This window comes from Paracraurococcus ruber (genome assembly GCF_004353985.1).
Taxonomy (GTDB): Bacteria; Pseudomonadota; Alphaproteobacteria; order Acetobacterales; family Acetobacteraceae; genus Paracraurococcus; species Paracraurococcus ruber.
In genome coordinates this window covers 1-24004 of the sequence record NZ_SMOA01000079.1, presented here as the reverse complement: position 1 = coordinate 24004, position 24004 = coordinate 1, and the positions used below count along the sequence as shown (strand labels likewise).

General features: G+C 72.8%; 20 protein-coding genes. 12 read left to right on the top strand and 8 right to left on the bottom strand.

Going from position 1 to position 24004, the window contains the following annotated elements:
- Window positions 1-2519 (bottom strand): ATP-binding protein (locus tag E2C05_RS15730; RefSeq protein ID WP_158292157.1); only part of this gene is annotated, 2519 nt, incomplete at its 3' end.
- 215 nt (window positions 2520-2734) lie between these two features.
- On the opposite strand from E2C05_RS15730, the gene E2C05_RS15725 reads away from it, so the two are divergent.
- Entirely contained in the window at window positions 2735-3715 is a 981-nt protein-coding gene (locus E2C05_RS15725; RefSeq protein ID WP_158292156.1) for a Bug family tripartite tricarboxylate transporter substrate binding protein, read from the top strand.
- Between the two features lie 12 nt (window positions 3716-3727).
- Here the strand turns inward: E2C05_RS15725 and E2C05_RS15720 are convergent, their stop codons facing one another.
- Complete coding sequence (locus E2C05_RS15720) at window positions 3728-4204, bottom strand: ureidoglycolate lyase (RefSeq protein WP_158292155.1); 477 nt, start codon at window positions 4202-4204, stop codon at window positions 3728-3730.
- Window positions 4201-5154, bottom strand: coding sequence for an allantoinase PuuE (locus E2C05_RS15715; RefSeq protein WP_133220594.1), 954 nt, complete (start codon window positions 5152-5154; stop codon window positions 4201-4203). The genes E2C05_RS15720 and E2C05_RS15715 overlap by 4 nt, the downstream gene beginning before the upstream one ends.
- Window positions 5155-5376: 222 nt before the next feature.
- On the opposite strand from E2C05_RS15715, the gene E2C05_RS15710 reads away from it, so the two are divergent.
- The 7 genes from E2C05_RS15710 to E2C05_RS15680 all read left to right on the top strand — a co-directional run bounded on the left by E2C05_RS15710 (window position 5377) and on the right by E2C05_RS15680 (window position 13283).
- A complete protein-coding gene (locus E2C05_RS15710; RefSeq protein WP_133220593.1) occupies window positions 5377-6675 on the top strand; it encodes an NtaA/DmoA family FMN-dependent monooxygenase in 1299 nt (432 codons plus the stop codon).
- A gap of 18 nt (window positions 6676-6693) precedes the next feature.
- Window positions 6694-7692 (top strand): ABC transporter permease, encoded by a 999-nt coding sequence (locus tag E2C05_RS15705; protein ID WP_205082844.1) that lies wholly within the window; start codon window positions 6694-6696, stop codon window positions 7690-7692.
- A gap of 145 nt (window positions 7693-7837) precedes the next feature.
- Window positions 7838-8725, top strand: coding sequence for an ABC transporter permease (locus E2C05_RS15700; RefSeq protein ID WP_133220591.1), 888 nt, complete (start codon window positions 7838-7840; stop codon window positions 8723-8725).
- Window positions 8722-9528, top strand: coding sequence for an ABC transporter ATP-binding protein (locus E2C05_RS15695; protein WP_158292154.1), 807 nt, complete (start codon window positions 8722-8724; stop codon window positions 9526-9528). The genes E2C05_RS15700 and E2C05_RS15695 overlap by 4 nt, the downstream gene beginning before the upstream one ends.
- Complete coding sequence (locus tag E2C05_RS15690; RefSeq protein ID WP_133220589.1) at window positions 9525-10502, top strand: ABC transporter ATP-binding protein; 978 nt, start codon at window positions 9525-9527, stop codon at window positions 10500-10502. The genes E2C05_RS15695 and E2C05_RS15690 overlap by 4 nt, the downstream gene beginning before the upstream one ends.
- A complete protein-coding gene (locus tag E2C05_RS15685) occupies window positions 10499-12133 on the top strand; it encodes an ABC transporter substrate-binding protein (RefSeq protein ID WP_158292153.1) in 1635 nt (544 codons plus the stop codon). The genes E2C05_RS15690 and E2C05_RS15685 overlap by 4 nt, the downstream gene beginning before the upstream one ends.
- Window positions 12134-12227: 94 nt before the next feature.
- Complete coding sequence (locus tag E2C05_RS15680; protein ID WP_133220587.1) at window positions 12228-13283, top strand: zinc-binding metallopeptidase family protein; 1056 nt, start codon at window positions 12228-12230, stop codon at window positions 13281-13283.
- A gap of 71 nt (window positions 13284-13354) precedes the next feature.
- On the opposite strand, the gene E2C05_RS15675 is transcribed toward E2C05_RS15680, so the two are convergent.
- Window positions 13355-16810 carry a transglutaminase family protein gene (locus E2C05_RS15675; RefSeq protein WP_133220586.1) on the bottom strand — a complete coding sequence of 1152 codons (3456 nt, stop codon included), beginning with the start codon at window positions 16808-16810 and terminating at the stop codon, window positions 13355-13357.
- Window positions 16811-17083: 273 nt separating this feature from the next.
- Between E2C05_RS15675 and E2C05_RS15670 the strand changes: the two genes are divergently transcribed.
- The 4 genes from E2C05_RS15670 to E2C05_RS15655 all read left to right on the top strand — a co-directional run bounded on the left by E2C05_RS15670 (window position 17084) and on the right by E2C05_RS15655 (window position 20548).
- Window positions 17084-18310 (top strand): hypothetical protein, encoded by a 1227-nt coding sequence (locus tag E2C05_RS15670; RefSeq protein WP_133220585.1) that lies wholly within the window; start codon window positions 17084-17086, stop codon window positions 18308-18310.
- Between the two features lie 177 nt (window positions 18311-18487).
- Entirely contained in the window at window positions 18488-19225 is a 738-nt protein-coding gene (locus E2C05_RS15665) for a CoA transferase subunit A (RefSeq protein ID WP_133220584.1), read from the top strand.
- On the top strand, window positions 19222-19941 hold the full coding sequence (locus E2C05_RS15660; RefSeq protein WP_240046756.1) for a 3-oxoacid CoA-transferase subunit B: 720 nt from the start codon (window positions 19222-19224) through the stop codon (window positions 19939-19941). The genes E2C05_RS15665 and E2C05_RS15660 overlap by 4 nt, the downstream gene beginning before the upstream one ends.
- Before the next feature lies 1 nt (window position 19942).
- The gene (locus tag E2C05_RS15655; protein ID WP_133220583.1) at window positions 19943-20548 is read left to right on the top strand and encodes a 2-hydroxychromene-2-carboxylate isomerase; all 606 of its coding nucleotides are present in this window, start codon (window positions 19943-19945) and stop codon (window positions 20546-20548) included.
- Between the two features lie 63 nt (window positions 20549-20611).
- Here E2C05_RS15655 and E2C05_RS15650 read toward each other — a convergent pair whose 3' ends face one another.
- The 4 genes from E2C05_RS15650 to E2C05_RS15635 form a co-directional block, all read right to left on the bottom strand.
- On the bottom strand, window positions 20612-21904 hold the full coding sequence (locus E2C05_RS15650; protein ID WP_133220582.1) for an aspartate aminotransferase family protein: 1293 nt from the start codon (window positions 21902-21904) through the stop codon (window positions 20612-20614).
- Window positions 21905-22159: 255 nt separating this feature from the next.
- Window positions 22160-22792 carry a pyridoxamine 5'-phosphate oxidase family protein gene (locus E2C05_RS15645; protein ID WP_158292152.1) on the bottom strand — a complete coding sequence of 211 codons (633 nt, stop codon included), beginning with the start codon at window positions 22790-22792 and terminating at the stop codon, window positions 22160-22162.
- Window positions 22779-23546: an SDR family oxidoreductase gene (locus E2C05_RS15640; RefSeq protein ID WP_133220580.1), complete on the bottom strand. Its 768-nt coding sequence runs from the start codon at window positions 23544-23546 to the stop codon at window positions 22779-22781. Before E2C05_RS15640 ends, E2C05_RS15645 begins: the two co-directional genes overlap by 14 nt.
- 89 nt (window positions 23547-23635) lie before the next feature.
- A partial coding sequence (locus tag E2C05_RS15635; RefSeq protein ID WP_133220579.1) for an ATP-binding cassette domain-containing protein occupies window positions 23636-24004 on the bottom strand: 369 nt, incomplete at its 5' end.

The window sequence follows — 24004 nt, the reverse complement described above, 5'->3', positions numbered from 1 at the left end:
GCCGCCAGCAGCGCCGCGGCCTCGGCCGCCGCGCCGCGCCGGACCAGCGCCGCCGCGGCCAGGCCCTGGAGCCAGGCGGCGTGGATGCCATAGCCGGCGGCGTCCAGCGCGGCGAAGCCCTCCCGCAGCGGGAGGAGGTCGAGGCCCGGCGCCTCGGCAAGCTGCAGGACCTGCCAGGTGCAGCCCGCCGCCGCCTGCCAGATGGCGAGGCCGTTCCGCGTCGCGGCGTCCTGCAGCTGCCGCAGCGCCGCCGCTGCCGCATCGTGGTCCCCGGCCAGCAGGGCCAGCGGCAGCGACGCCTCGGCCAGCACGTAGCAGAGCGAGATGGCATGGTCCTGCGCCTGCACCGCCGCCAGCGTCGCCTCGGCCAGCCGCAGCGCCTCTGCCGGGCGGCCCTGCAGCCAGTGGATGCGCGCCAGCGTCGCCTGCGCCATCAGCCGGTGGTCGACCGAGAAGCCCAGCGTCTGCCAGCGATGCCGGCCCGGCGCATACCGCGCGAGCATGGATTCCAGCCTGGCGCGGGCTTCCTCCTGCTCCCCCAGGTAGTGCAGCGACACGCCGCAGAGCCGCTCGCCCATCAGCTGCCTGGCATCGTCGCCGCGCTCGACGCTCAGCCGGGTGAAGGCCTCGGCCTGCGCCAGCGCCTGGCGCGGCCGGCCGCCATAGCAATGCGCGGTCCACAGGCCCCACACCGCGCGGCCGCGCAGGCTGGCATCCTCCAGCCGGGTCGCCAGGGCCAGCACCGCCTGCCAGGTCTCAACGGTCTCCGGCACCGGCCCCGGCGTATAGGTCATGGCCGCGCCCAGCGTGGCGCGCAGCCGCATCCCGGTATGGCCATCGCCGTCGCCGGCGGCCGCCAAGGCCCGCAGCGCCTGCGCCGCGCGGCGGCGGCATTCCTCGGCCAGCGACAGCTCGAACAGCAGCGGCACCGCCACCGCCGCCAGCTCGATGCCGAGCGATGCGTCGCCCGCCGGTGAGAAGGCCCAGTCGAGCGCGGCGCGCAGATTGCCCAGCTCCGGCCCGTATTCCGCCAGCCAGCCGGCGACCGTCCGGGCAGGCCACTCGGCCTCCGCCGCGCGAAAGGTGCCGAGGCAGTGCAGCGCATGCCGCCGCGCCACCGCGTCGCGCTCCCCGCTCTCGGCCAGGCGTTCCGCCGCATAGGCGCGGGTCAGGTCGAGCAGGCGGAAGCGCGGGCCGGGCTGGCTGGTGAGCAGCGACTTGTCCACCAGGCTGGCGATGGCGAGGGTCACGTCCTCCCCGCCGCCGCCGGCCACGTCCTCCGCCGCGGCCAGGGTCATGGCGCCGTCGAACACCGCCAGGCGCCGGAACACCGCCCGCTCCGCCGGCGGCAGCGCCGCATGGCTCCAGTCCAGCACCGCCTGCATGGTGCGGTGGCGCGGCGCCGCGGTGCGCCGGCCGCGCGCCTGCAGCCGGAAGCGCGCCTGCAGCAGCCCCGCCAGGGTCGGCAGGTCGAAGGCGGCGGCCTGCGCGGCCGCCAGCTCGATCGCCAGGGCGATGCCGTCCAGCCGGGCACAGATGGCGACCACCGCCGGTACCTCGGCATCGGTCAGCACGAAGCCGTCCAGCACGGCGCCGACGCGATCGACGAGGAGCTGCACGGCGGGATAGGCCAGCGCCTGCGCCGCGGTCAGCCCGGCTTCCGCCGGCGGCAGGCCAAGCGGCGGCACGCGCAGCACCCATTCGCCTTCGGCATGCAGCGGCTCGCGGCTGGTCGCCAGCAGGCGCAGCCCGGGCGCGCCGCGCAGCAGGGTTTCCACCAGGGCGGCGGCGCCGGCGGCGACGCGTTCGCAGCAATCCAGCACCAGCAGCCGCTGCCCGGTGCGCAGCGCCGCCAGGATGGCGGGGGAGGGGTCGGCGGAGAAGCTGGCCACGCCGAGGGCAAAGGCGACCGCTGGCGCCACCAGGTCGTCGCGCGGGACCGAGGCGAGGTCGACGAAGGCCACGCCATCCGGGCAGGCGGGCAGCAGCTGTTCCGCCACATGCGTGGCGAGGCTGGTCTTGCCGATGCCGCCCGGCCCGACCAGCGTGACGCAGCGCGCCTGGATGCAATGCCGCAGCACGGTCGCGGCGAATTCCGCCCGCCCCACCAGCCGGCCGAGCGGCCGGGGCAGGCCGACGGGCGGCGGCGGCGCGGCCGGGTCCGCCAGGGGCTGCAGCGGGCAGACGAAGCGGTAGCCCTGGCCGGGGATGGTGACGATGTAGCGCTGGCCGCCCTGCCCGTCCCGCAGCGCCCGCCGGAGCTGGGAGAGATGCACCCGCAGGTTCCCCTCCTCCATCCGGCTCTCCGGCCACACCTCGGCCAGCAGGTCCTGCTTGCGGGCGAGGCCGCCCTCCCGGCGCAGCAGGGCGAGCAGCAGGTCGAAGGCACGGCCGCCGAGGTCCACCGCCGCGCCGTCGCGCAGCAGCAGTCGGCGGTCGGGCAGCAGGCGGAAGGGGCCGAATTCCAGCGGGGGCAGGCGTGTGCCCGGGTCGCGGGGCGGCGCCGCGGCCGGCGGCATGGGCGGTCTCCTGCGGGGGGCGGCCGGCATGGCGGGCCGCCCGGCGGGGTGGCGACGCCACCTTCCCGGGTCCGGCGGGCGCCGCCAACCGGCAGCACGGCTTCGTAACGGTCCCATGTGGGCGCCAGGCCGAGGCCGGGGCCCCGGGCCGGGGGGGCCTGGAGCGGCCCGGCGGCCATGGCATGATCCCGGCCGATTCGCCGGGAGGATTTCGAATGCGCCGTCGCCACCTGCTCGCCGCCCCCGCTTTGCTGGCGCCCGGGCTGGTCGCCGCGCCGGCGCGCGGGCAGGCCTGGCCGGACCGGCCGGTGACCATGGTCGTCCCCTTCGCCCCCGGCGGCACGCCGGACATCGCGGCAAGGCTGGTGGCGCCACGGATGTCGCAGCGCCTGGGCCAGGCGGTGGTGGTGGAGAACCGCGCCGGCGCCGGGTCCACCATCGGCACCCGCAGCGTCATCCAGGCGCGGCCGGACGGGCACACCGTGCTGATGGGCAGCATCAGCTTCATGATGGCGCCGCTGACCATGGCGCCGCCGCCCTTCGATTCCGCGGCCTCGCTGCGCGTCGCCTCCCTGCTCGGCACCGTGCCCTATGTGCTGATCGTCCGCGCCGATGCGCCGCCGCGCGACCTGGCCGGCTTCCACCGCTGGGTGGCCGACAATCCCGGCAGGCTGAACTACGGCTCGGCCGGCAACGGCACGCCGCTGCATCTGGGCGGCGCCATCTATTCGCTGCTGACCGGGGCCGAGCTGGTGCATGTCGCCTACCGCGGCAGCGGCCCGGCGATCGCCGACCTGCTGGCCGGGCAGGTGCAGATGGTCTTCGCCGACCTGCCGGCGGCGGCGCCGCACATCGCGGCCGGCACGGTGCGGCTGCTGGCCTCCGCCGTGCAGCACCGGCTGCCGGGCTTCCCGCAGGTGCCGACCATGGCCGAGAGCGACCCGCGCCTGGCCGATTACGACATCTATTCCTGGGCCATGCTGGTGGCGCCGAAGGCTACGCCCGACCTGCCGGTGCAGCGCCTGCACGAGGCGCTGGCCGAGGCCGGCCGCGCCCCCGAATTGCAGCCGCGCTTCGCCGAACTGGGCTTCGACCTGGTGCTGAACAGCCCGGCGGAGGGCGATGCGCTGCTGGCGCGGGAGCAGGCGAAATGGGCGGCGCTGATCCGCCGCGCCGGCATCAAGGCGGAGTTCTGAGCGCCCGCCGCCTCACGCCACCAGCGTGACCGGCGCCGGCAGGGTGGACCATTCCTCGTCGTCAGACTTCACGCCGGTGGTCCACATCAGCACCGCGAAGCGGCCCGGCCGGTCCAGCACGCGCAGCGGATGGTGCCAGGACCCGATCCGGTAGTTCACCGCCTGGTCGCCACGCACCAGGAAGGCCCGCAGCCGCGCCGCATCCGGCACGCCGCCGGCATCCGGCGCGACCATCACCACCCAGCGCGCCACGTCCAGCGGCACGAAGCACTGGGAGGAGCGGTTGTGCCGCTCCATCTCCGTCGCCAGCAGCGGCAGCGCATGCGGCGGCGCGTGGTTGAAGGACAGCCGTGGCGCCGCGGCGCCGTCCCGCCCGCCGATGCTCTCCATCAGCGACAGCCGGTCGCCCGGCGCCGGCGGGTCCACCACATCGCCATAGGGCGCGAAGGCCTCCGCCGTCAGCGGCTCCAGCCGCAGCAGGCGCGTCACGGCCCGACCTTCGCGATCTGCTCCATCCCCGGCTGGTAGGGGAAGGTCTTGCGCCAGTGCTCCGCGATCTCGATCCGCCGCGCCACCCAGACGCGGTCGTGCTTCTGGATGTAGTCGAGGAAGCGCGCCAGCCCCACCGCCCGCGCGGGATGCCCGATGGCGCGCAGGTGCAGGCCGCAGGACATCATCTTCGGCTGCGTCGCGCCTTCGGCATAGAGCATGTCGAACTGGTCGCGCAGGAAGGTGAAATAGTCGTCCGAGGTCGCGAACACGCCCCGCCCGAATTTGCTGTCGTTGGTCACCAGCGAATAGGGCACGATCAGCTGCGGCTTGCCGTCCTGCAGAACCCAGTAGGGAAGCTCGTCGTTGTAGCAATCAGAGTCATAGAGGAAGCCGCCTTCCTCCATCAGCAGGGCGCGGGTGTTCACGCTGGGTCCGTAGCGGCAGTACCAGCCCAGCGGACGGCTGCCGAGCGTCTTCTGCAGGCTCTCGATCGCCAGGCGGATATGCTCGCGCTCCTCCTCCCGGCTCAGCTTGAAGTGTTCCACCCAGCGCCAGCCATGGCAGCAGAAGTCGTGCCCGGCCTCGCGGATCGCCTGCGCCGCCGGCGCGTGGCGTTCCAGCGCCAGCGCGCAGGCGAAGATCGTCATCGGCAGCTTGCGCTCCGCGAACAGCCGCATGACGCGCCAGAAGCCCACGCGCACGCCGTATTCGAACATGCCCTCGCCGGCCAGGTCGCGCTGCCCGACCGGCACGGGAGAGGCGGGGGATTCCGTCAGGCTCGCCTCGGACCGGCCATCGCCGTCGAGGAAGGAGTATTCCGACCCTTCCTCGTAATTCATGACGAAGTTGATGGCGATGCGGGCATCGCCGGGCCAGCGCGGATGCGGCGGGTTGGGGCCGTAGCCGATCAGGTCGCGCGCATAGGGGCTGGGGTCGGATGGCGGCATCCGCGTCCTCCTCTTGGATTGCGGGCAGGCTAGACCGCGGGCGCGGCGACGGGCGAGGGGCAGCTGCCGCGAATTCCGGCCACCGCGATGGCTATCTGCCCGAAGCCTGTGCAGGCGCGTGCCGGAGACCTGGGGTTTGCCCATGCGTGCGGCAGGAAGCGGCTTGACGCATCGCCGCTCACGGGCGGAGCCTTTCGGCATGGCAGCGCGCACCGCAACCGCATGACGCGGCCCTTCCATCTCGGCTGGTTCCTCGGGAACAGCTACGGCGTGCATGGCTGGCGCCAAGCCTGGGGCGGCACCACCGCGCGGGACTGGGCGAAGCCCGACCTGCAGGTCGACATGGTGCGGGCGCTGGAACGCGCCTGCTTCGACTTCCTGCTGCTGGAGGACTCGCTCTTCGTCCCCGACAATTACGGCGGCAGCACCGAATTCTACCTCTCCCGCGCGCTGCGGGCGCCGAAGAACGACCCGCTGCCGCTGATCCCGCTGCTGGCGCAGGCGACCAAGCATCTCGGCCTCGTGCCCACCATCTCCACCAGCTTCTACCCGCCCTATCTGTTGGCGCGGCTGATCGCCACGCTGGACCTGATGTCGGACGGCCGGGTGGGGTGCAATTTCGTCACCTCCACCGCCGCCCGCGCCGCGCAGAATTTCGGCCTGCAGGACCATATCGAGCATCACCGCCGCTACGCCATGGCGGAGGAATTCGTCACGCTGGTGACGAAGCTGTGGGAAAGCTGGGACGAGGATGCGCTGCCGATGGACGCGGCGGCCGGCGTCTTCGCCGACCACCGCAAGGTGCATCCCGTGGATTTCCAGGGGGAGTTCTTCGCCTCCCGCGGGCCGCTGAACACCGCGCGGCCGCCGCAGGGGCGGCCGGTGCTGGTGCAGGCCGGCAGCTCCCCGCAGGGGCGGCACTTCGCTTCCGCCCAGATGGATGTGGTGCTGGCGGCCTACAGCACGGTGCCGGAGATGGTGGAGTTCCGCGCCGATATGCGCCGCCGCCTGGCGGAGCGCGGGCGCGACCCCGACAGCTGCAAGTGCATGTTCGTCATCGCCCCCTGCCTGGGCGAGACGCGGGCGGAGGCGGAGGAGCGCTTCGCCCGCCGCCAGGCCGCGAAGCAGGCCTCGCCGGAATTGGTGCTGGCGCAGATGGCCAGCCTGACCGATATCGACTTCTCCCGTTTCGACCTCGACGCGCCGATCGAGGAGCTGACGACGAACGGCCAGCAGGGCACCCTGCGGCAATTCCTGGCGCAGGGCCGCACCCTGCGGGAGATCGCGCGCAACTACCGCTACGGCATGGACGACCTGATCGGCACGCCGGACGACGTCGCGGCGCGCATGGACGAGATCATGCAGGAAGTGGGCGGCGACGGCTTCGTGGTCACCGGCCCGGTCACCCGCCGCTACCTCGCGGAGATCACCGACGGCCTCGCCCCCGCCCTGCAGGCGCGCGGCCTGATGCGGACGGGCTACGCAAGCCCGACCTTCCGCGCCAACCTGTTCGAGTTCTAGCGAATGGCGTTGGCGCGGATGATCCTGCAGCGGCTGCTCTGGGTCCTGCCCGTCGCCTTCGGCGTCGTCACCATCACCTTCTTCGCCGCCCGCGTGCTGGGCGGCGACCCGACGGAGCTCTACGCCCCGCCCGAGGCGACGGATGAGCTGCGCGCGCAGATCCGCGCCCAGCTCGGCCTCGCCGATCCGCTGTGGAAGCAGTACCTCGCCTACCTGGCGGCACTGGCGCGGTTCGATTTCGGCACCTCCTTCACCACGGGCGAGAGCGTGGGGGCGGACCTGTCGGCGCGGCTGCCGGCGACGCTGGAACTGGGGCTGGTCGGCCTCGTCATCGGCATCCTCGCGGGCATCCCGCTCGGCGTGCTGGCGGCGGTGAACCGGGAGCGCTGGCCGGATTTCCTGGTGCGCGGCGTCACCCTCTCCGGCATGGCGCTGCCGCAATTCTGGATCGGCCTGGTGCTGATCTCGATCTTCTTCGTGCAACTGCGCCTGCTGCCCGGCCCGGTCGGGCGGCTGCCGATCGGCGTCGCGCCGCCGCCGCCCGTCACCGGCTTCCTGCTGCTGGATGCCGCCTTCGCCGGCGACTGGGTGCTGTGGCGCATGGCCGCGATGCAACTCGTGCTGCCGGGCGTCACGCTGGGCCTGACCACCCTGGCGACCGTCGCCCGCGTGACCCGGGCCGCGATGGTGGAGGCGCTGCAGAGCGACTACATCCGCACCGCCATCGCCATGGGCCATGGGCGCGGCATGGTCTGGTTCCGCTACGGGCTGCGCAACGCGCTGCTGCCGGTGGTGACGCTGCTGGGCGGCGTCGCCGGCCATATCTTCGGCGGCGCCGTGCTGCTGGAGAGCATCTTCGGCTGGCCCGGCCTCGGCCAGTATGCGCTGCAGGCGATCGACCATTCCGACTTCGCCGCGCTGCAGGGCTTCGTGCTCTATGCCTCGCTGCTCTATGTCCTGGCCTTCCTGCTGGTGGACATCCTCTACCTGCTGATCGACCCCAGGATGCGGGCGTGACGCCCTGGTCGCGTGTCCTGCGCCTGCGGCCCGCAGGGCCGAGCGCGCGAAGGCGCGCCGCGGCTTGTGCCGCGAAGCCAAGGGCCGCGGATGCGACCCGCCCGGCGTCTGAGGGGGACGAAGGCGACGCCTTCGTCCACGCGGCATGAAGCGATCCGCCGCCGATGCGACGCTGGATCCCGCGGCGCTGCCGGCCGCGCCGCCCGCCCGCCGCCGCCGCGCCCCCGCCTCCTGGTCGCTGCGCATCGGCGCCGGGCTGCTGCTGTTCTACGCCGGTGTCGCGCTGCTCTCCCTGGTCTGGACGCCCTACGATCCGCTGGCGCCCGGCATGGGCGATGGCTACCTGCCGCCCTCGCGCGAATTCCTGCTGGGGACGGACCGGTTGGGCGCCGACATCCTGTCGCGGCTCATGGCCGGGGCGCGCTACGACCTCGGCATCACCCTCGTCGCCGTCGCCATCGCGCTGAGCATCGGCTCCGCCCTCGGCACCATCGCCGGCTATTTCGGCGGGGTGGTGGACACCGTCATCTCCCGCCTGGTGGAGGTGTTCCAGGCCTTCCCCGGCCTGCTCTTCGCCATGCTGATCGTCCAGGCGGTCGGGCCGGGGGTGCCGAACATCATCCTGGTGCTGTCCTTCATCGGCATCCCGGACTACCTGCGGCTGGCGCGGGCCGAGATCCGGTCGCGCCGCGCCTGGCCCTATGCCGAGGCGGCGCGGATGGTCGGCAACACGCCCTGGCTGGTCGCCTTCCGCCATCTGCTGCCGAACAGCGCCGGGCCGCTGCTGGCCTTCACCTCCATCAATGCCGCCTTCGTCGCGCTGGTCACCGCCAGCCTCGGCTTCCTCGGCCTGGGTCTCGATCCCAACACGCCGGAATGGGGCAGCATGATCGCGCGCGGGCAGGATGGCGTGATGACGGGCGAATGGTGGGTGTCCTTCTTCCCGGGCCTCGCCATCCTCGGCCTGACCGGCGCCTTCTACCTGCTGGGCGATGCGCTGTCCGACCTTACCGATCCGCGGCGGCGGCGATGACGGTGCCGCTGCTGCGTGTGGACGGGCTGGGCGGCGCCTTCCGCCGGCGCGATGGCGGGCTGACGCCGGTGCTGCACGATGTCTCCTTCGCGTTGCAACCCGGCTGCATCACCGCGGTGGTGGGGGAGACGGGCAGCGGCAAGTCGCTGACCGCGCTGACCATCCTGGGCCTGCAGCCGTCGGCCTTCGTCCGGCGCAGCGGCCGCATCCTGTTCGCTGGGCAGGACCTGCTGGCGCTGCCGCCTTCGGCCATGCGGGCGGTGCGCGGGCGCCGCATCAGCATGGTGTTCCAGGATGCGCGGGCGGCGCTGAACCCGGTGTTCTCCGTCGGCGCGCAACTGGCCGATGTCCACCGGCTGCAGCATGGCGGCAGCGCGCGCGCAGCCTGGGATGCGGCGGTGGAGGCGCTGCGCCGCGTCCGCATCCCGGAAGCCGAGCGGCGCGCGCGCCAGTACCCGCATGAATTCTCCGGCGGCATGGCGCAGCGCGCGATGATCGCCATGGCCGCGCTGGTCTGCACGCCAGCGCTGCTGATCCTCGATGAGCCGACCACCGGCCTCGACGTCACCATCCAGTCCGACATCATGGAACTGATTGTCGAGCTTTGTCGCGACCGCGGCCTGACCGCCTGCCTCATCACCCACGACCTCGGCGTCGTCGCGGAAAGCTGCGAGGAGGTGGTGGTGATGAATGCCGGCCGGGTGGTGGAGACCGGCACGACGGAGGCGATCTTCACCCGCCCGCAGCAGCCCTATACGCGGCGGCTGCTGGCCGCCAGCCGGCTGGACGCCGCGGCGGCATGAATGGCGCGCCCTACACCGTGCTGCGCACGCGCGGCCTGGCGAAGCAATACCCCGTCGCCGGCGGGCGCCGGCTGGTGGCGGTGGACGGCGTGGACCTGGCGCTGGATGCCGGCCGCACCCTGGCGCTGGTGGGGGAGAGCGGGTCCGGCAAGTCCACCATCGCGCGCTGCGTGGTGCGGCTGGTGGAGCCCAGCGCCGGCGAGGTCTGGATCAACGGCCGCGCCGTCCACGCCATGGGCCGCGGCAGCCTGCCGGAGTTGTACCGGGAGGCGCAGATGGTCTTCCAGGACCCCAATGGCTCGCTGAACCCGCGCATGACGGTGCGGCAGGTGCTGCACGAACCGCTGCGCCTGCATCTGAAGCTGGACCGCGAGCGGCGGGAGGCGCGGGCGCGGCAACTGGTGGAGCAGGTGGGCCTGACGCCGGCGCATCTCGACCGCTATCCGCATGAGCTTTCGGGCGGGCAGCGCCAGCGCATCGGCATCGCCCGGGCGCTGGCGGTGGAACCCGACCTGCTGATCCTGGACGAGCCGACCTCCTCGCTCGATGTCTCGGTCCGCGGCGACATTCTGGCGCTGCTGCTGCGACTGCAGCGGGAGATGCGGCTGGCCTATCTGTTCATCACCCATGACCTGCAGGTGGTGCGGCACGTCGCCGATGATGTCGCGGTGATGTATCTCGGCGGCATCGTGGAGAGCGGACCGGTGGCCGAGGTCTTCGCCCGCCCGGCGCATCCCTATACCCGCGCGCTGCTCTCCGCCGCGCCGGTGCCGGAATGGGGCGTGACGCGCACCCGCCTGCGCCTGGCCGGCGAGATCCCCAGCCCGATCGACCCGCCGCCGGGCTGCCGCCTCGTCGGCCGCTGCCCGCTGGCGCAGCCCGGATGCAGCGCCGCGCGGCCGCCGCTGGTCGAAGTCTCGCCCGGCCATCTCTCGGCCTGCCCCGTGACCCTGACCGCCGGAGACCGCCCATGACGATCCATCGCCGAGGCCTCGGCCTGCTGCTGGCCGGCGCCGCCCTGCCGCTGCCCGCATTGGCGCAGCCCCGCCCGGCCGGCAAGCCGCTGGTCCACGCCATCCCCGCGGACATTGCCAGCCTCGACCCCGCCGATATCCGCAGCCAGCAGGACCAGGAGATCGGCTGCAACGTCTACGAACGCCTGGTCACCTTCAAATTCGACCTGCAGCCCAATGGCACGCTGCAGGCCGACCCGGTGGAGGTGGTGCCGCAACTGGCGGAATCCTGGGTGGTGGAAGGCCCGGTCATCACCTTCCGGCTGCGGCGCGACGTGCGCTTCTTCCCCACCGGCAACCCCATGACGTCGGAGGATGTGCGCTACAGCTTCGAGCGCCTGACGCGCATCGCCGGCAATGGCCGCAACCAGGCCGGCATCGCCGGGATCTTCAAGGCGGAGCAGATCGAGGCGCCGGACCCCTACACCGTCCGCATCACCTTCACCGACAACCTCGGCACGCCGACCGCCATCCCGGTGGCGCTGACCTCGATGAAGTTCCAGCAATTCGCCATCCTGGACTCGGTCGAGGTGAAGAAGCACGCGACCGCCGAGGATCCCTGGGCGGGGCAGTGGCTGCAGCGCAACCTGGCGACCACGGGCCCCTACACCATCCACAGCCGCACCACCAACCAGCAGCTGGAATTACGGGCGGTGCCGGACCACTGGTCCGGCACGAAGCCGGCCTTCGAGACGGTGATCCTGCGCATCCGCGGCAATGCCGACCTCGTCTCGCTCATCCGCGGCGGCGTGGTGGACTACGCCGCCGAAGGGCTGACCGGGCGGCAATACGATGCGCTGGCGGCGGCTGGCTTTCCGGTGCTGCATGGCAACACGCCGTCCATCCTCCGCCTGCATATGGCGATGGACAAGGAGCCCTTCACCGATCCGCGGGTGCGGCAGGCGATGCTCTACGCCATTCCGCATGACCGCATCATCCGCACCGCGCTGGCCGGCCGCGGCAAGCGGCAGGTCTGCTTCTTCAATGCCGAGGACATCACCTGCAACGACAGCTTCGCGCGCTATTCGCTGAACCTGGACCGCGCCCGGGCCCTGCTGAAGGAGGCGGGGAAGGAAGGGATCACCTTCGACTTCTGGTACAGCTCCGCCCTGCCCTACAACAACGACATCGCCATCCTGATCGCGGACAGCCTGAAGCAGATCGGCGTCACCGCCACCCTGAAGCCGACGCCGGCGCTGCAATTGCTGGATGCGGTGCGGGCCCGCATCAACGGCGTGGACCAGGGCATGTCCGGCATGCTGCTGAACGAGGGGGTGATCTGGCTGAACGATCCCTCCACCCTCGCCAACCTCGCCGTCGCCAGCAAGTCGCCGACCGCGGGCGTGTCCAACTGGGCGCGCTACAGCGATCCGGAAGCGGATGACCTGCACACGAAGTACCGCAACTCGGCCGATGCACCGGCGCGGAAGGTGGCGTACCAGCGCATCCAGGACAAGCTGGCCGAGGCAGCCGGCACCGCCAACCCGCTGGTGATGCTTGGCCGCACCATCGTCACCAGCCCCAGCATCACCGGCGTCACCTTCAGCCAGGATCCCTATGCCCGCTATGTCTACCTGAAGCCGAAGGCCTGATGCGCCGGCGGGCAAGCGGCAGCGCAACTTTCCCCGGGCCGCCGCGTCCTGCCCGCAGCGGCGCCGCCGGTGCCGGACCCGCCCCGGGGAACCCATGCGACTCTTCCGCTGCCAGGCCTGCGACCAGGTCCTCTATTTCGAAAACATCCGCTGCGAGAAATCCGGCCACCGGCTGGGCTTCCTGCCGGAGATCGGCCTGCTCTCGGCGCTGGAGCCGGCCGGGGGCGAGACCTGGCAGCCCCTGGTCCGGCCCGATCGGCAGCAGGCCTTCTGCGCCAATGCCGCCTGGCAGGCCTGCAACTGGGTGGTCCCGGCGGAGGAGGCGGGGGGCTACTGCCTGGCCTGCCGGCACAACCGCACCATCCCGGACCTTGCGGTGCCGGCCAACCTGGCGCCCTGGCAGCGCTGGCAGGATGCGATCCACCGGCTGATCTACACGCTGCGCCGCCTCGGCCTGCCGCTGCAGACACGGCTGGAGGATCCGGCGCATGGGCTGGCCTTCGACGTGCTGGCGGACCCTGACGACGGCGGTCCCAAGGTCATGACCGGCCATGAGAACGGCGTCATCACCTTCGCCCTGGCCGAGGCCGACGACGCGGAGCGCGAGCGTCGCCGCACCGCCATGCATGAGCCCTTCCGCACGCTGCTCGGCCATGTGCGGCACGAGACCGGGCACCATTTCTGGGACCTGCTGGTGCGCGACGGCGGCCGGCTGGAGGAATGCCGCGCCATCTTCGGCGACGACAGCCAGGACTATGGCGCGGCGCTGCAGCGGCATTACGAGCAGGGGCCGCCGGCGGACTGGCAGGCGGCCTATGTCAGCACCTATGCCACGGCGCATCCCTGGGAGGATTTCGCCGAGACCTGGGCGCACTACCTCCACATCGTCGACACGCTGGAGATGGCGGCGTCCTTCGGCCTGAAGGTGGCGCCGCGCGTCGCCCGCACCGACGACCTGGATGCGGAGATCGACTTCGATCCCTATCGCGTCGAGGGCATCGGGACGCTGGTGGAGGCCTGGCTGCCGCTGACCTTCGCGGTGAACAGCCTGAACCGCTGCATGGGCTCGCCGGACCTGTATCCCTTCGTCCTCTCCCCGCCCGCCATCCGCAAGCTGGGCTTCGTGCATGGACTGGTGAGGGGGCGCTGAACCAATACCGGTCCAGGCCGCGTGCCGGCCTGGCGGGTGGGGTTTGGGGAGGGCGGCGCCCTCCCCAAGGGTCACAGGGCGCGCCGAAGGTCCAGCGCCCGCGGTGACTCCTTCGACGGCACCGCGCGCGGCGCCGGCATCGGCCCCGGCGTATGGCCGAAGGGCTGGAAGCGGGTGCGGCGCCTTGCCTCGGCCTCGTTCGCGTTCACCGGCAGCGTGTCGTAGCTGCGGCCGCCGGGATGCGAGACATGGTGCGTCAGCCCGCCCAGGCTGCGGCCGGTCCAGCGGTCATACACGTCGAAGACCAGCGGCGACTGGGCGCGGATGGTCGGGTGCAGGGCGCTGGGCGGGTCCCAGGCCTTGAAGCGCACGGCGCCCACATACTCGCCCTGGGTCTCGGTCGGGACCAGCGGCACCTCATGGCCGTTGCAGGCCAGGGCGAAGCGTTCCGCCGCCCAGCCGGAGACGCGGGCCTGCAGCCTTTCGGTGCTGCTGTCCACATAGCGCACCGTGCCGCCGCCGCCGGCTTCCTCGCCCAGCACGTGCCAGGGCTCCAGCGCATGGCGCAGTTCCAGGCCGATGCCACGGACCGTGATCTCGCCGATGCGCGGAAAGCGGAACTCCAGGTGCGGCGCGAACCAGTCCTCATCCAGCGGGAAGCCGAGCATGCCGAGCTCGCGCAGGGATTCGGAAAAATCCTGCGCGACATAGTGTGGCAGCATGAACTCGTCATGCAGCCGCGTCCCCCAGCGCACCAGGCGGCGGTCATAGGGCGTGCGCCAGAAGGCGGCGATGGCGCTGCGCATCAGCAGCATCTGCGCCGCCGACATGCGCGCATGCGGCGGCATCTCCAGCGCGCGGTATTCCACCAGGCCCAGCCGCCCGCTGCTGCTGTCGGGCGAGTACATCTTGTCGATGCAGAACTCGGTCCGGTGGGTGTTGCCGGTCATGTCCGCGAGGATGTTGCGGAAGAGCCGGTCGGTCATCCAGGGCGGCGTCACGCTGTCGGCCGATCGGTTCAGACCTCCGGGCCCTTCGGCCCTCCGGTCGTCGAGCGGCGGCGGCCGCACCTTGGAAAAGGCGATCTCCAGGTCGGCCAGCGCGTCCATCCGCGCCTCGTCCACCCGCGGGTGCTGGCTGGTCGGGCCGATGAACAGCCCGCTGAACAGGTAGGACAGGCTGGGATGGTTGTGCCAGAAGCCGACCAGGGACTTCAGCAGGTCCGGCCGGCGCAGGAAGGGACTCTCGGCCGCGCTGGCCGCGCCCATCACCACATGGTTGCCGCCGCCGGTGCCGACATGCCGGCCGTCCAGCATGAATTTCTCGGCGGAAAGCCCGACCTGCCGGGCCTCCTCGTACAACTGCTCGGTGCGCTCCACCATCTCCGGCCAGCTTGGGGCCGGGTGGATGTTCACCTCGATCACGCCCGGGTCGGGCGTGACGGAGAAGCTCTGCAGCCGGTCGTCGCGCGGCGGCAGGTAGCCTTCCAGCACCACCTTGCGGCCGGTCTCCGCCGCCGTCGCCTCGATGGCGGCGGCCAGGTCCAGCCAGTCCTCGGCGGCGTGGAGCGGCGGGAAGAAGACATGCAGCAGGCCGCCGCGCGCCTCGACGCTCAACGCGGTGCGGACCACGCCGGGATCGGATTGGCCCACCACCGGCAGGTCCTGCGGCATGGGGCGGAAGCCCTCGGCGCCGAAGGCGGGGCCGCGGCCATCGGCCTGGCCCGGTGCCCCGCCATGCCCGTCCTGGCGGCGCAGCCCTGGCAGATCCGCGGGCGCAGCGCCGCCGCGCCCGCGTTCGAAGGACACGCGTTCGAAGGCCTGGCGCGGCGGCAGCGGGCCGGTCGGCGCGAAGGGGTCGGGCTCGGGCTCGAACACCGCGGCGGCGTCCGCCTCGCTCATCCAGGGCAGGCTGTCGAGCGGCAGGCGGAAGCCGATCGGGCTGTCGCCGGGGATCAGGAACAGGTGGTCGCCGCGGAAGAACCAGCGGCCGCCCTGCCAGCGCCGCGCCCCGTCCCTGATGACGCGGCGGATCGGCAGCACGGCGCCGACGCTGGCCGCCAGACCCTGGCCGAACACCTGCGCCAGGCGCGCCCGCTCCAGCGGGTCGCGCAGCTTCGCGTCCTCCACCACCACGTTGGCGGGCAGGCGCTTCTCCCGCCACAGGTAGTAATGGATGTCCTCATGCGCCGGGTTGACCAGGTCCGGGTCCACCTGCAGCCGCTCGGCCAGGATGCGGGCGAAGCGCTCCGCATCCGCGGCCGTCGCATCGCCGTGGTCGTCGTCCGAGGCCAGCAGCGCCGGGTCCTTCCAGACCGGCTCGCCATCCCGGCGCCAGTGGGAATACAGCGCCCAGCGCGGCAGCTGCTCCCCCGGATAGTGCTTGCCCATGGCGTATTGCAGCGCGGCGCCCGGGGACCACAGCGGCGCCAGCCGGCGCAGCAGCCGCCCGGCATAGCGGCGCTTGGTCGGGCCGAGCGCGGCGGTGTTCCATTCCGGCGCGTCCATGTCGTCGGCGGCGATGAAGGTCGGCTCGCCGCCCATGGTCAGGCGCACATCGCCGGCCCGCAGCGCCGCATCCACCGCCTGGCCGCGCGCCAGGATGTCCTGCCACTGCGCGTCGGTGTAGGGCTTCGTCACGCGCGGCGTCTCCCGCACGCGCGTCACGCCCATGGCGAAGTCGAACTCGGCCTCCGCCTTCTCCACCAGGCCGGTGATCGGCGCGGCCGAGGCCGGCTCCGGCGTCGCGGCCAGCGGGATATGACCTTCCCCGGCCATGAGGCCGGAGGTGGCGTCGAGCCCCACCCAGCCGGCGCCCGGAAGATAGGCCTCGGCCCAGGCATGCAGGTCGGTGAAGTCGCTGCTCGGGCCCTCCGGCCCCGCCAGCGGCTTCTGGTCGGCGACCAGCTGGATCAGGTAGCCGGAGACGAAGCGCGCGGCGAAGCCCAGGTGGCGCAGCGCCTGCACCAGCAGCCAGGCGCTGTCGCGGCAGGATCCCTTGCCCTGGCCCAGCGTCTCGTCCGGCGTCCAGACGCCCGGCTCCATGCGCACGACATAGGCGATGCGCTCCTGCACCATGCGGTTGAGCTCGACCAGCATGTCCACGGTGCGGCGTTCCTGCCGCGGCACCTGCGCCAGGAATTCCCGCAGCAGCGGGCCGGGTTCCTCCAGCCGGCGGAAGGGCGCCAGCTCCTGGTCCAGGATGTGGTCGTACTGGAAGGGCCAGGTCTCCGCCTCGGGCTCCAGGAAGAAGTCGAAGGGGTTGATCGTCGCCATGTCGGCGACGAGGTCCACCTCCACCTCGAAGCGCGTGACGCGCTCGGGGAAGACCACGCGCGCCAGGTGGTTGCCCTGCGGGTCCTGCATCCAGTTCAGGAAATGCGGCCGGGGCGAGATCTTCAGCGCGTAGGAGGCGATGGGCGTGCGGGCATGCGGCGCCGGCCGCAGCCGGATGGTCTGCGGGCCGAGCGTCACGGCCCGGTCGTACCGGTAGCTGGTGCGATGGTTCAGGGCGACGTGCAGCGGCATGGGATCAGCGGTGGCCTGCGGAGTTCGCGCGGGTTTAGAGCAAGAGTGCTGCCATGTGCGCCATGTTGTTCTGATGACCGAGGGTTGCAGTGGCGGCGGCCCGCCTGCCCAAGACTCGGGCAACTGCCTGTCCCCGGATGCAGCAGCCCGTGAATTGACAGGGCGGGACGGGCATGTCCCCTCTCGCCGCCCCTTTCCCTTGCCGGCCTGCGGCCCCCGGGGCCGGTCCGGCATCCCGTGCGCGGGCACGCCGCCGCCCTTTCGCGGAATGCCATGTCCCAGCGCCTTCGCCTGTCGCCCTCCCTCCTGCTGCTGCCGGCCTTCGCCCTCATCCTGCTGCGCGCGCCGGTCATCCTGACGCAGGGCCGCTTCTGGGCGGAGGAGGGGACGATCTACCTGCCCGATGCGCTCGGCGGCTGGTGGGACGCGCTGCTCGCCCCGCGGATGGGCTACTATTCCGTCTGGACCAGGCTGGCGGCGCTGGCCGCCGCATCCCTGCCGCCGGAGGTCGCGCCGCTGGCCACCGCCTGGGCGGCGCTGCTGGTGCAGCTTGCGGTCATCTGGATCGCCCTGCGGTCGGATGCCTTCCCGGGGCCGCTCGGCCCGCCGCTCGCCGCCGCCGTGCTCCTCCTCGCTTTGCCGAGCGGCGAGGTCTGGCTGAACACGGTCAACAGCCATTTCCACTTCGCCGTGGGCGCCGCCCTGCTGCTGGTGACCGCGCCGGGCCGGCTGCCGGCGGCCTTCCGCCTGGGCTTCCTGGCCATGGCCGTGCTGACCGGGCCGGTCACCGCCTTCCTGGCGCCCTTCTTCGCCTGGCGGGCGCTGCGCCAGCCGTCCCGGCTGGCCGGGGCGGAAGCGGCGGTGGTCGGCGCCGGGGCGCTGCTGCAGGGCGCCCTGCTGCTGGCCGGGATGGCGGGCGGCGCCCGGGCCGCCGGCTTCGACCCGGCGGCGCTGCTGGCGGCGCTCGGCGTGAAGCTGCTGGCGCTGCCCGTCCTCGGCGCCGGGGCGAATCGCGCCGCCGCGGTGCTGCTGGGCGGCGGCACCGGGGCGCGCCTCGGCGTGGTCGCCGCCCTGTCGGGGATCGCCGCCCTCCTGCTCGCCGCCGTGCTGCCGCAGGCCCGGGCCAGGGTGCTGCTGGCGGCCGGGATCTGGCTGGCCCTGCTGTCGATCGCCGGCGCGCTGCTGGCCGACCCCTGGATGGCGGTGCCGCCGCTGAATGCCGGCCGCTACGCCTATGCGCCCAACGCCCTGGCCGGGCTGGCGCTGGTCGCGGTGGCGACCGCGCCGGCCGCCCTGCTGGCCGGGCGGATCCTCGCCGCCGCGCTGCTCGCCGTGATCCTGGCGCAGGGAATGCTGGCCTGGCCGGACCGCACCTGGGCGCTCAGCGGTCCGGACTGGCGGGCCGAGGTCGCGGCCTGGCGCGCCGACCCCGCCCGTACCAGCCTGGCGATCTGGCCCGCCGGCTGGACCATGACCCTGGCGCGGCCGGCGCCGCGCTGAGCTTTCGCGGGCAGGCGCGTCGGCGGGCATCGCGGCCGGCAGGGCCGCGTGCCGGCCACGGGCGGCCCTGCGCAACCTCGGCGGCGTCGCGCGCGGGGCGCGGGCGCCTCGCTGGACGGCGGTCCCGCCACCCGGCACTCTCCCCGGCAAGGGAACAGGGGAGGGGGTGGGCCAGCCATGGCGGCATCCAAGATCGTCGAGAGCTTCGCCGCGGCCGTGGCCGACATCCCCGATGGCGCGGTGATCGCCTTCGGCGGCTTCGCCGGTCCGGGCACCCCCTACAACCTGACGAAGGCGCTGCTGGAGCAGGGGGCGAAGCGCCTGACCTGCATCGCCAACACCACCGGCGGGGCGCATCAGCCGCGGCTGCCCGACCTCGGCATGCTGGTGGAGAACGGCCAGGTGGCGAAGGTGGTCTGCAGCTTCACCGCCGCGACGCGCCCGACCGACGTGCTGCCCTTCACCAGATACTACGAGTCCGGGGAGGTCGAGGCCGAGCTGGTCCCGCAGGGCACGCTGGCCGAGCGGCTGCGCGCCGCCGGCGCCGGCATCCCCGCCTTCTACACGCCGACGGCGGTCGGCACCGAACTGGCCGAGGGGCGCGAGACCCGCGTCATCAACGGCCGCGAATACCTGCTGGAATACGCGCTGCCCTGCGACGTCGCCTTCATCCGCGCCTGGCGCGCCGACACCGCCGGCAACCTGCAATTCCGCTTGGCGCAGCGGAATTTCTGCCCGCTCATGGCCATGGCGGCGAAGCTGGCCATCGTCGAGGTGGAGGAGGACATCCTGCCGGCCGGCGCGATGGACCCCGACCAGGTGCATCTCTCCGGCCTCTTCGTCCACCGCCTGGTCAAGGTCCCGCCGCCGCCCGAGGGCCTCTGGACCGTCCGCCGGCAGGAGCGCGCGCGATGACCGAAGGAATGCCGGGCCGGCCGATGCAGGCCTACGCGCCAGACGGGGCATCGCAGGGCACTGCCGGCACCGGGCGGCCCACGGGCTGGGACCGGCAGCAGATGGCCGACCGCCTGGCGCGGGAATTCCAGGATGGCTGGATCGTCAATCTCGGCGTCGGCATCCCGACGCTGTGCAGCAACACCGATATCGGCGACCGCGCCATCACCTACCACGCCGAGAACGGCGTCATCGGCTACGGCCCCGTCCTACCCGCGGGGGAGGAGGACCTGCACCTGGTCAATGCCGGCGGGCAGAATGTCTCCCTCAAGCCCGGCGCCGCCATCGTCCACCATGCCGACAGCTTCGGCATCATCCGCAGCGGCCGCATCGACGTGACGGTGATGGGCGCCTACGAGGTGTCGGCCGGCGGCGATTTCGCCAACTGGAAGGTGGGCGGCGCCAAGGGCGGCGGCATCGGCGGCGCCATGGACCTGGCGGCCTGCGCCCAGCGGGTCTTCATCATCCTGGAGCACACCACCCGCAAGGGCGAGCCGCGGCTGGTCCGCCACTGCGCCCTGCCGGTGACGGCGCGCGGCGTGGTCAAGCTGGTGGCGACCAATCTCGGCCTGTTCGCCCCGATGGGGGAGGGCTTCGCGGTGCGCGAGCTGGCGCCGGGCATCACGCTGGACGCCGCCCGGGCCGCCACCGGCGCGCCGCTGTTCGAAGGACGCTGAGATGGCCCTGCATATCGACTACTACGCCTCGCTCAACTCCCCCTGGACGCATCTGGGCGCCGCGCGGATCGAGGCGCTGGCGGCGAAGCACACCGCCAGCCTGCGCATCTGGCCGGTGGATTTCGGCACCATCTTCGCCGGCTCCGGCGGCCTGCCCCTGCCGAAGCGCAGCCCGCAGCGCCAGGCCTACCGGCTGCAGGAGCTGGCGCGCTGGCGCGACCACCTCGGCATTCCCATCACCATCCAGCCGAAGCATTTCCCGGCGCAGGAACTGCCCGGCGCCTGCGCGGTGATCGCGGCGCGGGAGACGATCGGCGACGCGCCCGCCATCCGCCTCGGCCACCGCATCCTGAAGGCGCTGTGGGAGGAGGAGCAGGACACCGGCGACCCGGACACCCTGGCGCGGCTGGTGACCGAGGCGGGGCTGGATCCCGCGACGCTGCTGCCGCTCTCGCAGGACCCGCGCTGGGCGGCGAAGCGCGAAGAGGACACCGCTGCGGCGCTGGCGCGCGGCGTGTTCGGCGCGCCCTGCTACGTCATCGGCGAGGACATCTTCTGGGGGCAGGACCGGCTGGAGTTTGTCGCCAAACGCCTCGCCCAGGGTTGAGGAGGGCTCTGCCCTCCTCAAGCTCTTCCCGCCAAGGACCGAAAGGCCCTTGGAACCCTCGGGTCAGCGCCTTTTCGGCAGGACCGCGATGGCGCCGGCGAAGGCCTGCAGCGTCTGCTCGATATCGGCCTCCGTATGGGCGGTGGAGAGATAGTACTTGCTCTCGCCCTTCAGGATGCCGCCGGCCCTGAGCTGCGTGTTGAAATGCTTCTGCAGCGCCGCATCGGCCTTCAGCACGTCGCGGTAGTTCCGCACCTCGTCCGCCGTGAAGACCACGTCGAACAGCACCGGCACGCCCACCAGCTGCGCCGGCAGCCCGGCCTTGCGGATCAGCGCCTGCAACCCGTCCATCAGGCTCCGGCCGGTGGCGAAGACCGCCTCATAGGCGCCGGGCCGCTTCAGCACCTCCAGCGTCGCCAGCCCCGCCACCGACGCCACCGGGTTGCCCGACAGCGTCCCGACCTGCATCAGGAACCCGTCCTCGCCGACGATCCCCTTGTCGAAATGCGCCATGATGTCGGCGCGCCCGGCGATCGCCGCCAGCGGGAAGCCGCCGCCGATGATCTTTCCCAGCGTGCAGAGGTCGGGCGTCACGCCGTAGTAGGATTGCGCACCCCCGTAGGCGAAGCGGAAGCCCGTCACCACCTCGTCGAAGATCAGCGGGATGCCGTACTCCGCGGTGATCGCGCGGATGCCTTCCAGGAACCCGGGCACCGGCGGGATCAGCCGCTGGAAGGGCTCCAGGATCACCCCGCCCAGCTCGTCGTGATGCGCCGCGATCAGCGCCTTCGCGGCGTCGAGGTCGTTGAAGGGCGCGACCAGCACCTCCTCCCGCGCGCTGCGCGGGATGCCGGCGGAATCCGGCACCGCGACGGGGAAATTCGCCAGGCGCTTCGGCGCCAGGCTCATCAGCCCCCAGTCGGACATGCCGTGGTAGCCGCCCTCGAATTTCAGGATGCGGTCGCGCTTGCGGAAGGCGCGGGCGAGGCGCATGGCGTACATGTCCGCCTCGGTCCCGCTGCTGACGAAGCGCACCTGCTCGGCGCAGGGCAGGGCGGCGGCGATCTCCTCCGCCAGCCGGATCCCGTGCTCGTTGTTGGCGAAGAAGGTGGTGCCGCGCGGCACCTGCGCCAGCACCGCCTCCGTCACCTCCGGATGCGCATGGCCGATGAACATCGGGCCGGAGCCGAGCAGGAAATCGACGTATTCGTTGCCCGAGACATCCCAGACCCGGCCGCCGCGACCGCCCCGGATGATGATGTCCGAGGCGAAATTGCCGAAATTCCCGGCCGGCAGCACCCGATGCGCCATCTTCACCAGCGCCTGCTCGTCCGGGCTGCGCGTGATCCCGTCCATGGCCCTGTCCCCCGAAGCTGTCCCGGCCCGCAGGCTAGAGCATATCGCGGCGGCGCGTGAACGGCCCGGGGCGCGAATCGCCGCCGCGGGCATGGGCCGGCGCCCGATTCCGGCCGGATGCTGCACCCGCCGGCTCGCCCGGCGCGGGGCGCGATCGCCCTCGCGCAAACCTCTCGGGGACCCTGGCCGGACCGGCGCCGCGCCCCTGGCGTCGGTTCCCGCCCACCGGGAAGGCCGGCCGCCTCCTGGCCGCGGTCACTCCCGGTGCGGATCGTCCCGCGGCAGCCGGTCGCGGATGTAGTCCCGCCCCTTCCACTCCGGCGCCTGCGAACTGCCGTCCGGCCGCGGCAGGTAGGCGGAGGGGGCGCCGCCCGCCAGGTCCGGGATGTAGCGCGGGCAGTTCGGGAAGATGTCGGTCACCGCCACCCGCACCAGCCGGCGCGCCCCGGGAATGGCGGCGAGGCGCGCCGCATCCTCCACCAGGCTCGCCCGGCCGCGCAGCCGCAGCCGCAGGCTCTTCCCGTCGAAGGCGATGAACAGCATGCCGATGGCCGGGCTCAGCAGGATGTTGCCGAGCGAGAGATGCATCGAGTTGCCGTCATAGTCCGGCCATTCCAGCTCCGCCGGGCCGGTCACCCGGACGAAGCCGGGCGGGCCGCCCTTGAAGCTGCAATCCACCGCGCCCTCGGCCGCCGTCGCCAGGAAGAAGAAGGGCGCCGCCGCGATCAGCGCCGCATGCTCCGGCGCGAAGGCCGATGCGCGGCGCCGCGCCTCCAGCGCATCGGCCACGCGCCGGCCGTCGAAGCGGTCCTGCAGCGCCCGGTTGCCGGCATGGAACAGCCGCGACGGGTCGGCCGCGGTCCCGGGCGCGTCGTCACCAGATGGCATGGCCGCCATCCACCACCAGGGTTGCGCCCAGCATGAAGGAACTGTCGTCGGAGGCGAGGAAGATGATCGCCCGCGCGATCTCCTCGGGCTGCGCCACCCGGTTCATCGGCGACCGCGCGGCGAGCGCGGCGGTGAAGGCCGCCGGGTCGTTCGCCCGCGCCAGCATGCTGTCGAAATAGGAACTCGCGGTCGGCCCCGGCGCCACCGCATTCACCCGGATGCCCTGCGCCGCATGGTCGATCGCCATGGCCCGCGTCAGCGCATCCACCGCGCCCTTGGTCGCCACATAGGCGGCGCGGTCGCGGATGCCGACGATGGCGATGTTGGACGCGGTGTTGACGATCACCCCGCCGCCCCCCTCCCTGGCAATCCGGTCCGCCATGATCGGGATGGCGTGCTTGGCGCAGAAGGCCACGCCCTTCACGTTCACCCGCAGGATGGCGTCCCAGTCCGCCTCCGTCGTCTCGGTCACCGCGCCCTGGATGCCGAAGCCGGCATTGGCGCAGAGCACGTCGATGCGCCCCAGCCGGCCGGCGACGGCGCGCATGGCGGCGGCCACCGCCGCCTCGTCCCCCACGTCGCATTCCAGGGCCAGGCCGGGCCGGGCGAGGGTGCCCGCCACCGCCTCCGCCGCCGCGCCGTCGCGGTCGAGGCAGGCGACGATCGCCCCTGCCTCGGCCGCCAGCCGCGCCGTGGCGCGGCCGATGCCGGCCCCCGCGCCGGTGATGACGGTGACCTTGTCCCGCAGCCGCATGGCGCGCCTTCCCCCATTGCCGCGGCCATCATGCCGGCGCCCCGGGCGCCCGGGCCAGGGGGGGCGGGGGCCGGGCGCCGGGCTGGCCGTCAGGCCAGCAATTCGCCGCGCAGGAAGGCCGCCGCCGCGGGCGCGCGGGGCCCGGCGAAGAAGGCGGCCGCCGGCGCATGCTCCAGCAGCGCGCCCCGGTGCAGGAAGGCGACCTCCCCGGCCAGGCGCCGCGCCTGGCCCAGGTCATGCGTCGTCATGACGATGCGGCAGCCGCGCGCGGCCAGGCCGGCGATGGCCGTCTCCACCGCCTTCGTCGCCGCCGGGTCCAGGCTGGCGCAGGGCTCGTCGAGGAACAGCACCTCCGGCCGCAGCGCCGCGGCGCGGGCCAGGGCCAGGCGCTGCTGCTCCCCGCCCGACAGGCGGCGGGCCGGCCGCCCCGCCAGCGCCGCCAGCCCCGCCTCGGCCAG

Excerpts from the sequence above, each read along its gene's own strand:
- E2C05_RS15680 (WP_133220587.1), top strand. The coding sequence starts at position 12,228 with ATGCGACTCTTCCGCTGCCAGGCCTGCGACCAGGTCCTCTATTTCGAA.
- E2C05_RS15645 (WP_158292152.1), bottom strand. The coding sequence starts at position 22,792 with ATGCCATCTGGTGACGACGCGCCCGGGACCGCGGCCGACCCGTCGCGG.
- E2C05_RS15715 (WP_133220594.1), bottom strand. The coding sequence starts at position 5,154 with ATGCCGCCATCCGACCCCAGCCCCTATGCGCGCGACCTGATCGGCTAC.
- E2C05_RS15640 (WP_133220580.1), bottom strand. The coding sequence starts at position 23,546 with ATGCGGCTGCGGGACAAGGTCACCGTCATCACCGGCGCGGGGGCCGGC.
- E2C05_RS15660 (WP_240046756.1), top strand. The coding sequence starts at position 19,222 with ATGACCGAAGGAATGCCGGGCCGGCCGATGCAGGCCTACGCGCCAGAC.
- E2C05_RS15665 (WP_133220584.1), top strand. The coding sequence starts at position 18,488 with ATGGCGGCATCCAAGATCGTCGAGAGCTTCGCCGCGGCCGTGGCCGAC.
- E2C05_RS15670 (WP_133220585.1), top strand. The coding sequence starts at position 17,084 with ATGTCCCAGCGCCTTCGCCTGTCGCCCTCCCTCCTGCTGCTGCCGGCC.
- E2C05_RS15695 (WP_158292154.1), top strand. The coding sequence starts at position 8,722 with ATGACGGTGCCGCTGCTGCGTGTGGACGGGCTGGGCGGCGCCTTCCGC.
- E2C05_RS15700 (WP_133220591.1), top strand. The coding sequence starts at position 7,838 with ATGAAGCGATCCGCCGCCGATGCGACGCTGGATCCCGCGGCGCTGCCG.
- E2C05_RS15655 (WP_133220583.1), top strand. The coding sequence starts at position 19,943 with ATGGCCCTGCATATCGACTACTACGCCTCGCTCAACTCCCCCTGGACG.
- E2C05_RS15675 (WP_133220586.1), bottom strand. The coding sequence starts at position 16,810 with ATGCCGCTGCACGTCGCCCTGAACCATCGCACCAGCTACCGGTACGAC.
- E2C05_RS15650 (WP_133220582.1), bottom strand. The coding sequence starts at position 21,904 with ATGGACGGGATCACGCGCAGCCCGGACGAGCAGGCGCTGGTGAAGATG.
- E2C05_RS15705 (WP_205082844.1), top strand. The coding sequence starts at position 6,694 with ATGATCCTGCAGCGGCTGCTCTGGGTCCTGCCCGTCGCCTTCGGCGTC.
- E2C05_RS15685 (WP_158292153.1), top strand. The coding sequence starts at position 10,499 with ATGACGATCCATCGCCGAGGCCTCGGCCTGCTGCTGGCCGGCGCCGCC.
- E2C05_RS15690 (WP_133220589.1), top strand. The coding sequence starts at position 9,525 with ATGAATGGCGCGCCCTACACCGTGCTGCGCACGCGCGGCCTGGCGAAG.
- E2C05_RS15710 (WP_133220593.1), top strand. The coding sequence starts at position 5,377 with ATGACGCGGCCCTTCCATCTCGGCTGGTTCCTCGGGAACAGCTACGGC.
- E2C05_RS15725 (WP_158292156.1), top strand. The coding sequence starts at position 2,735 with ATGCGCCGTCGCCACCTGCTCGCCGCCCCCGCTTTGCTGGCGCCCGGG.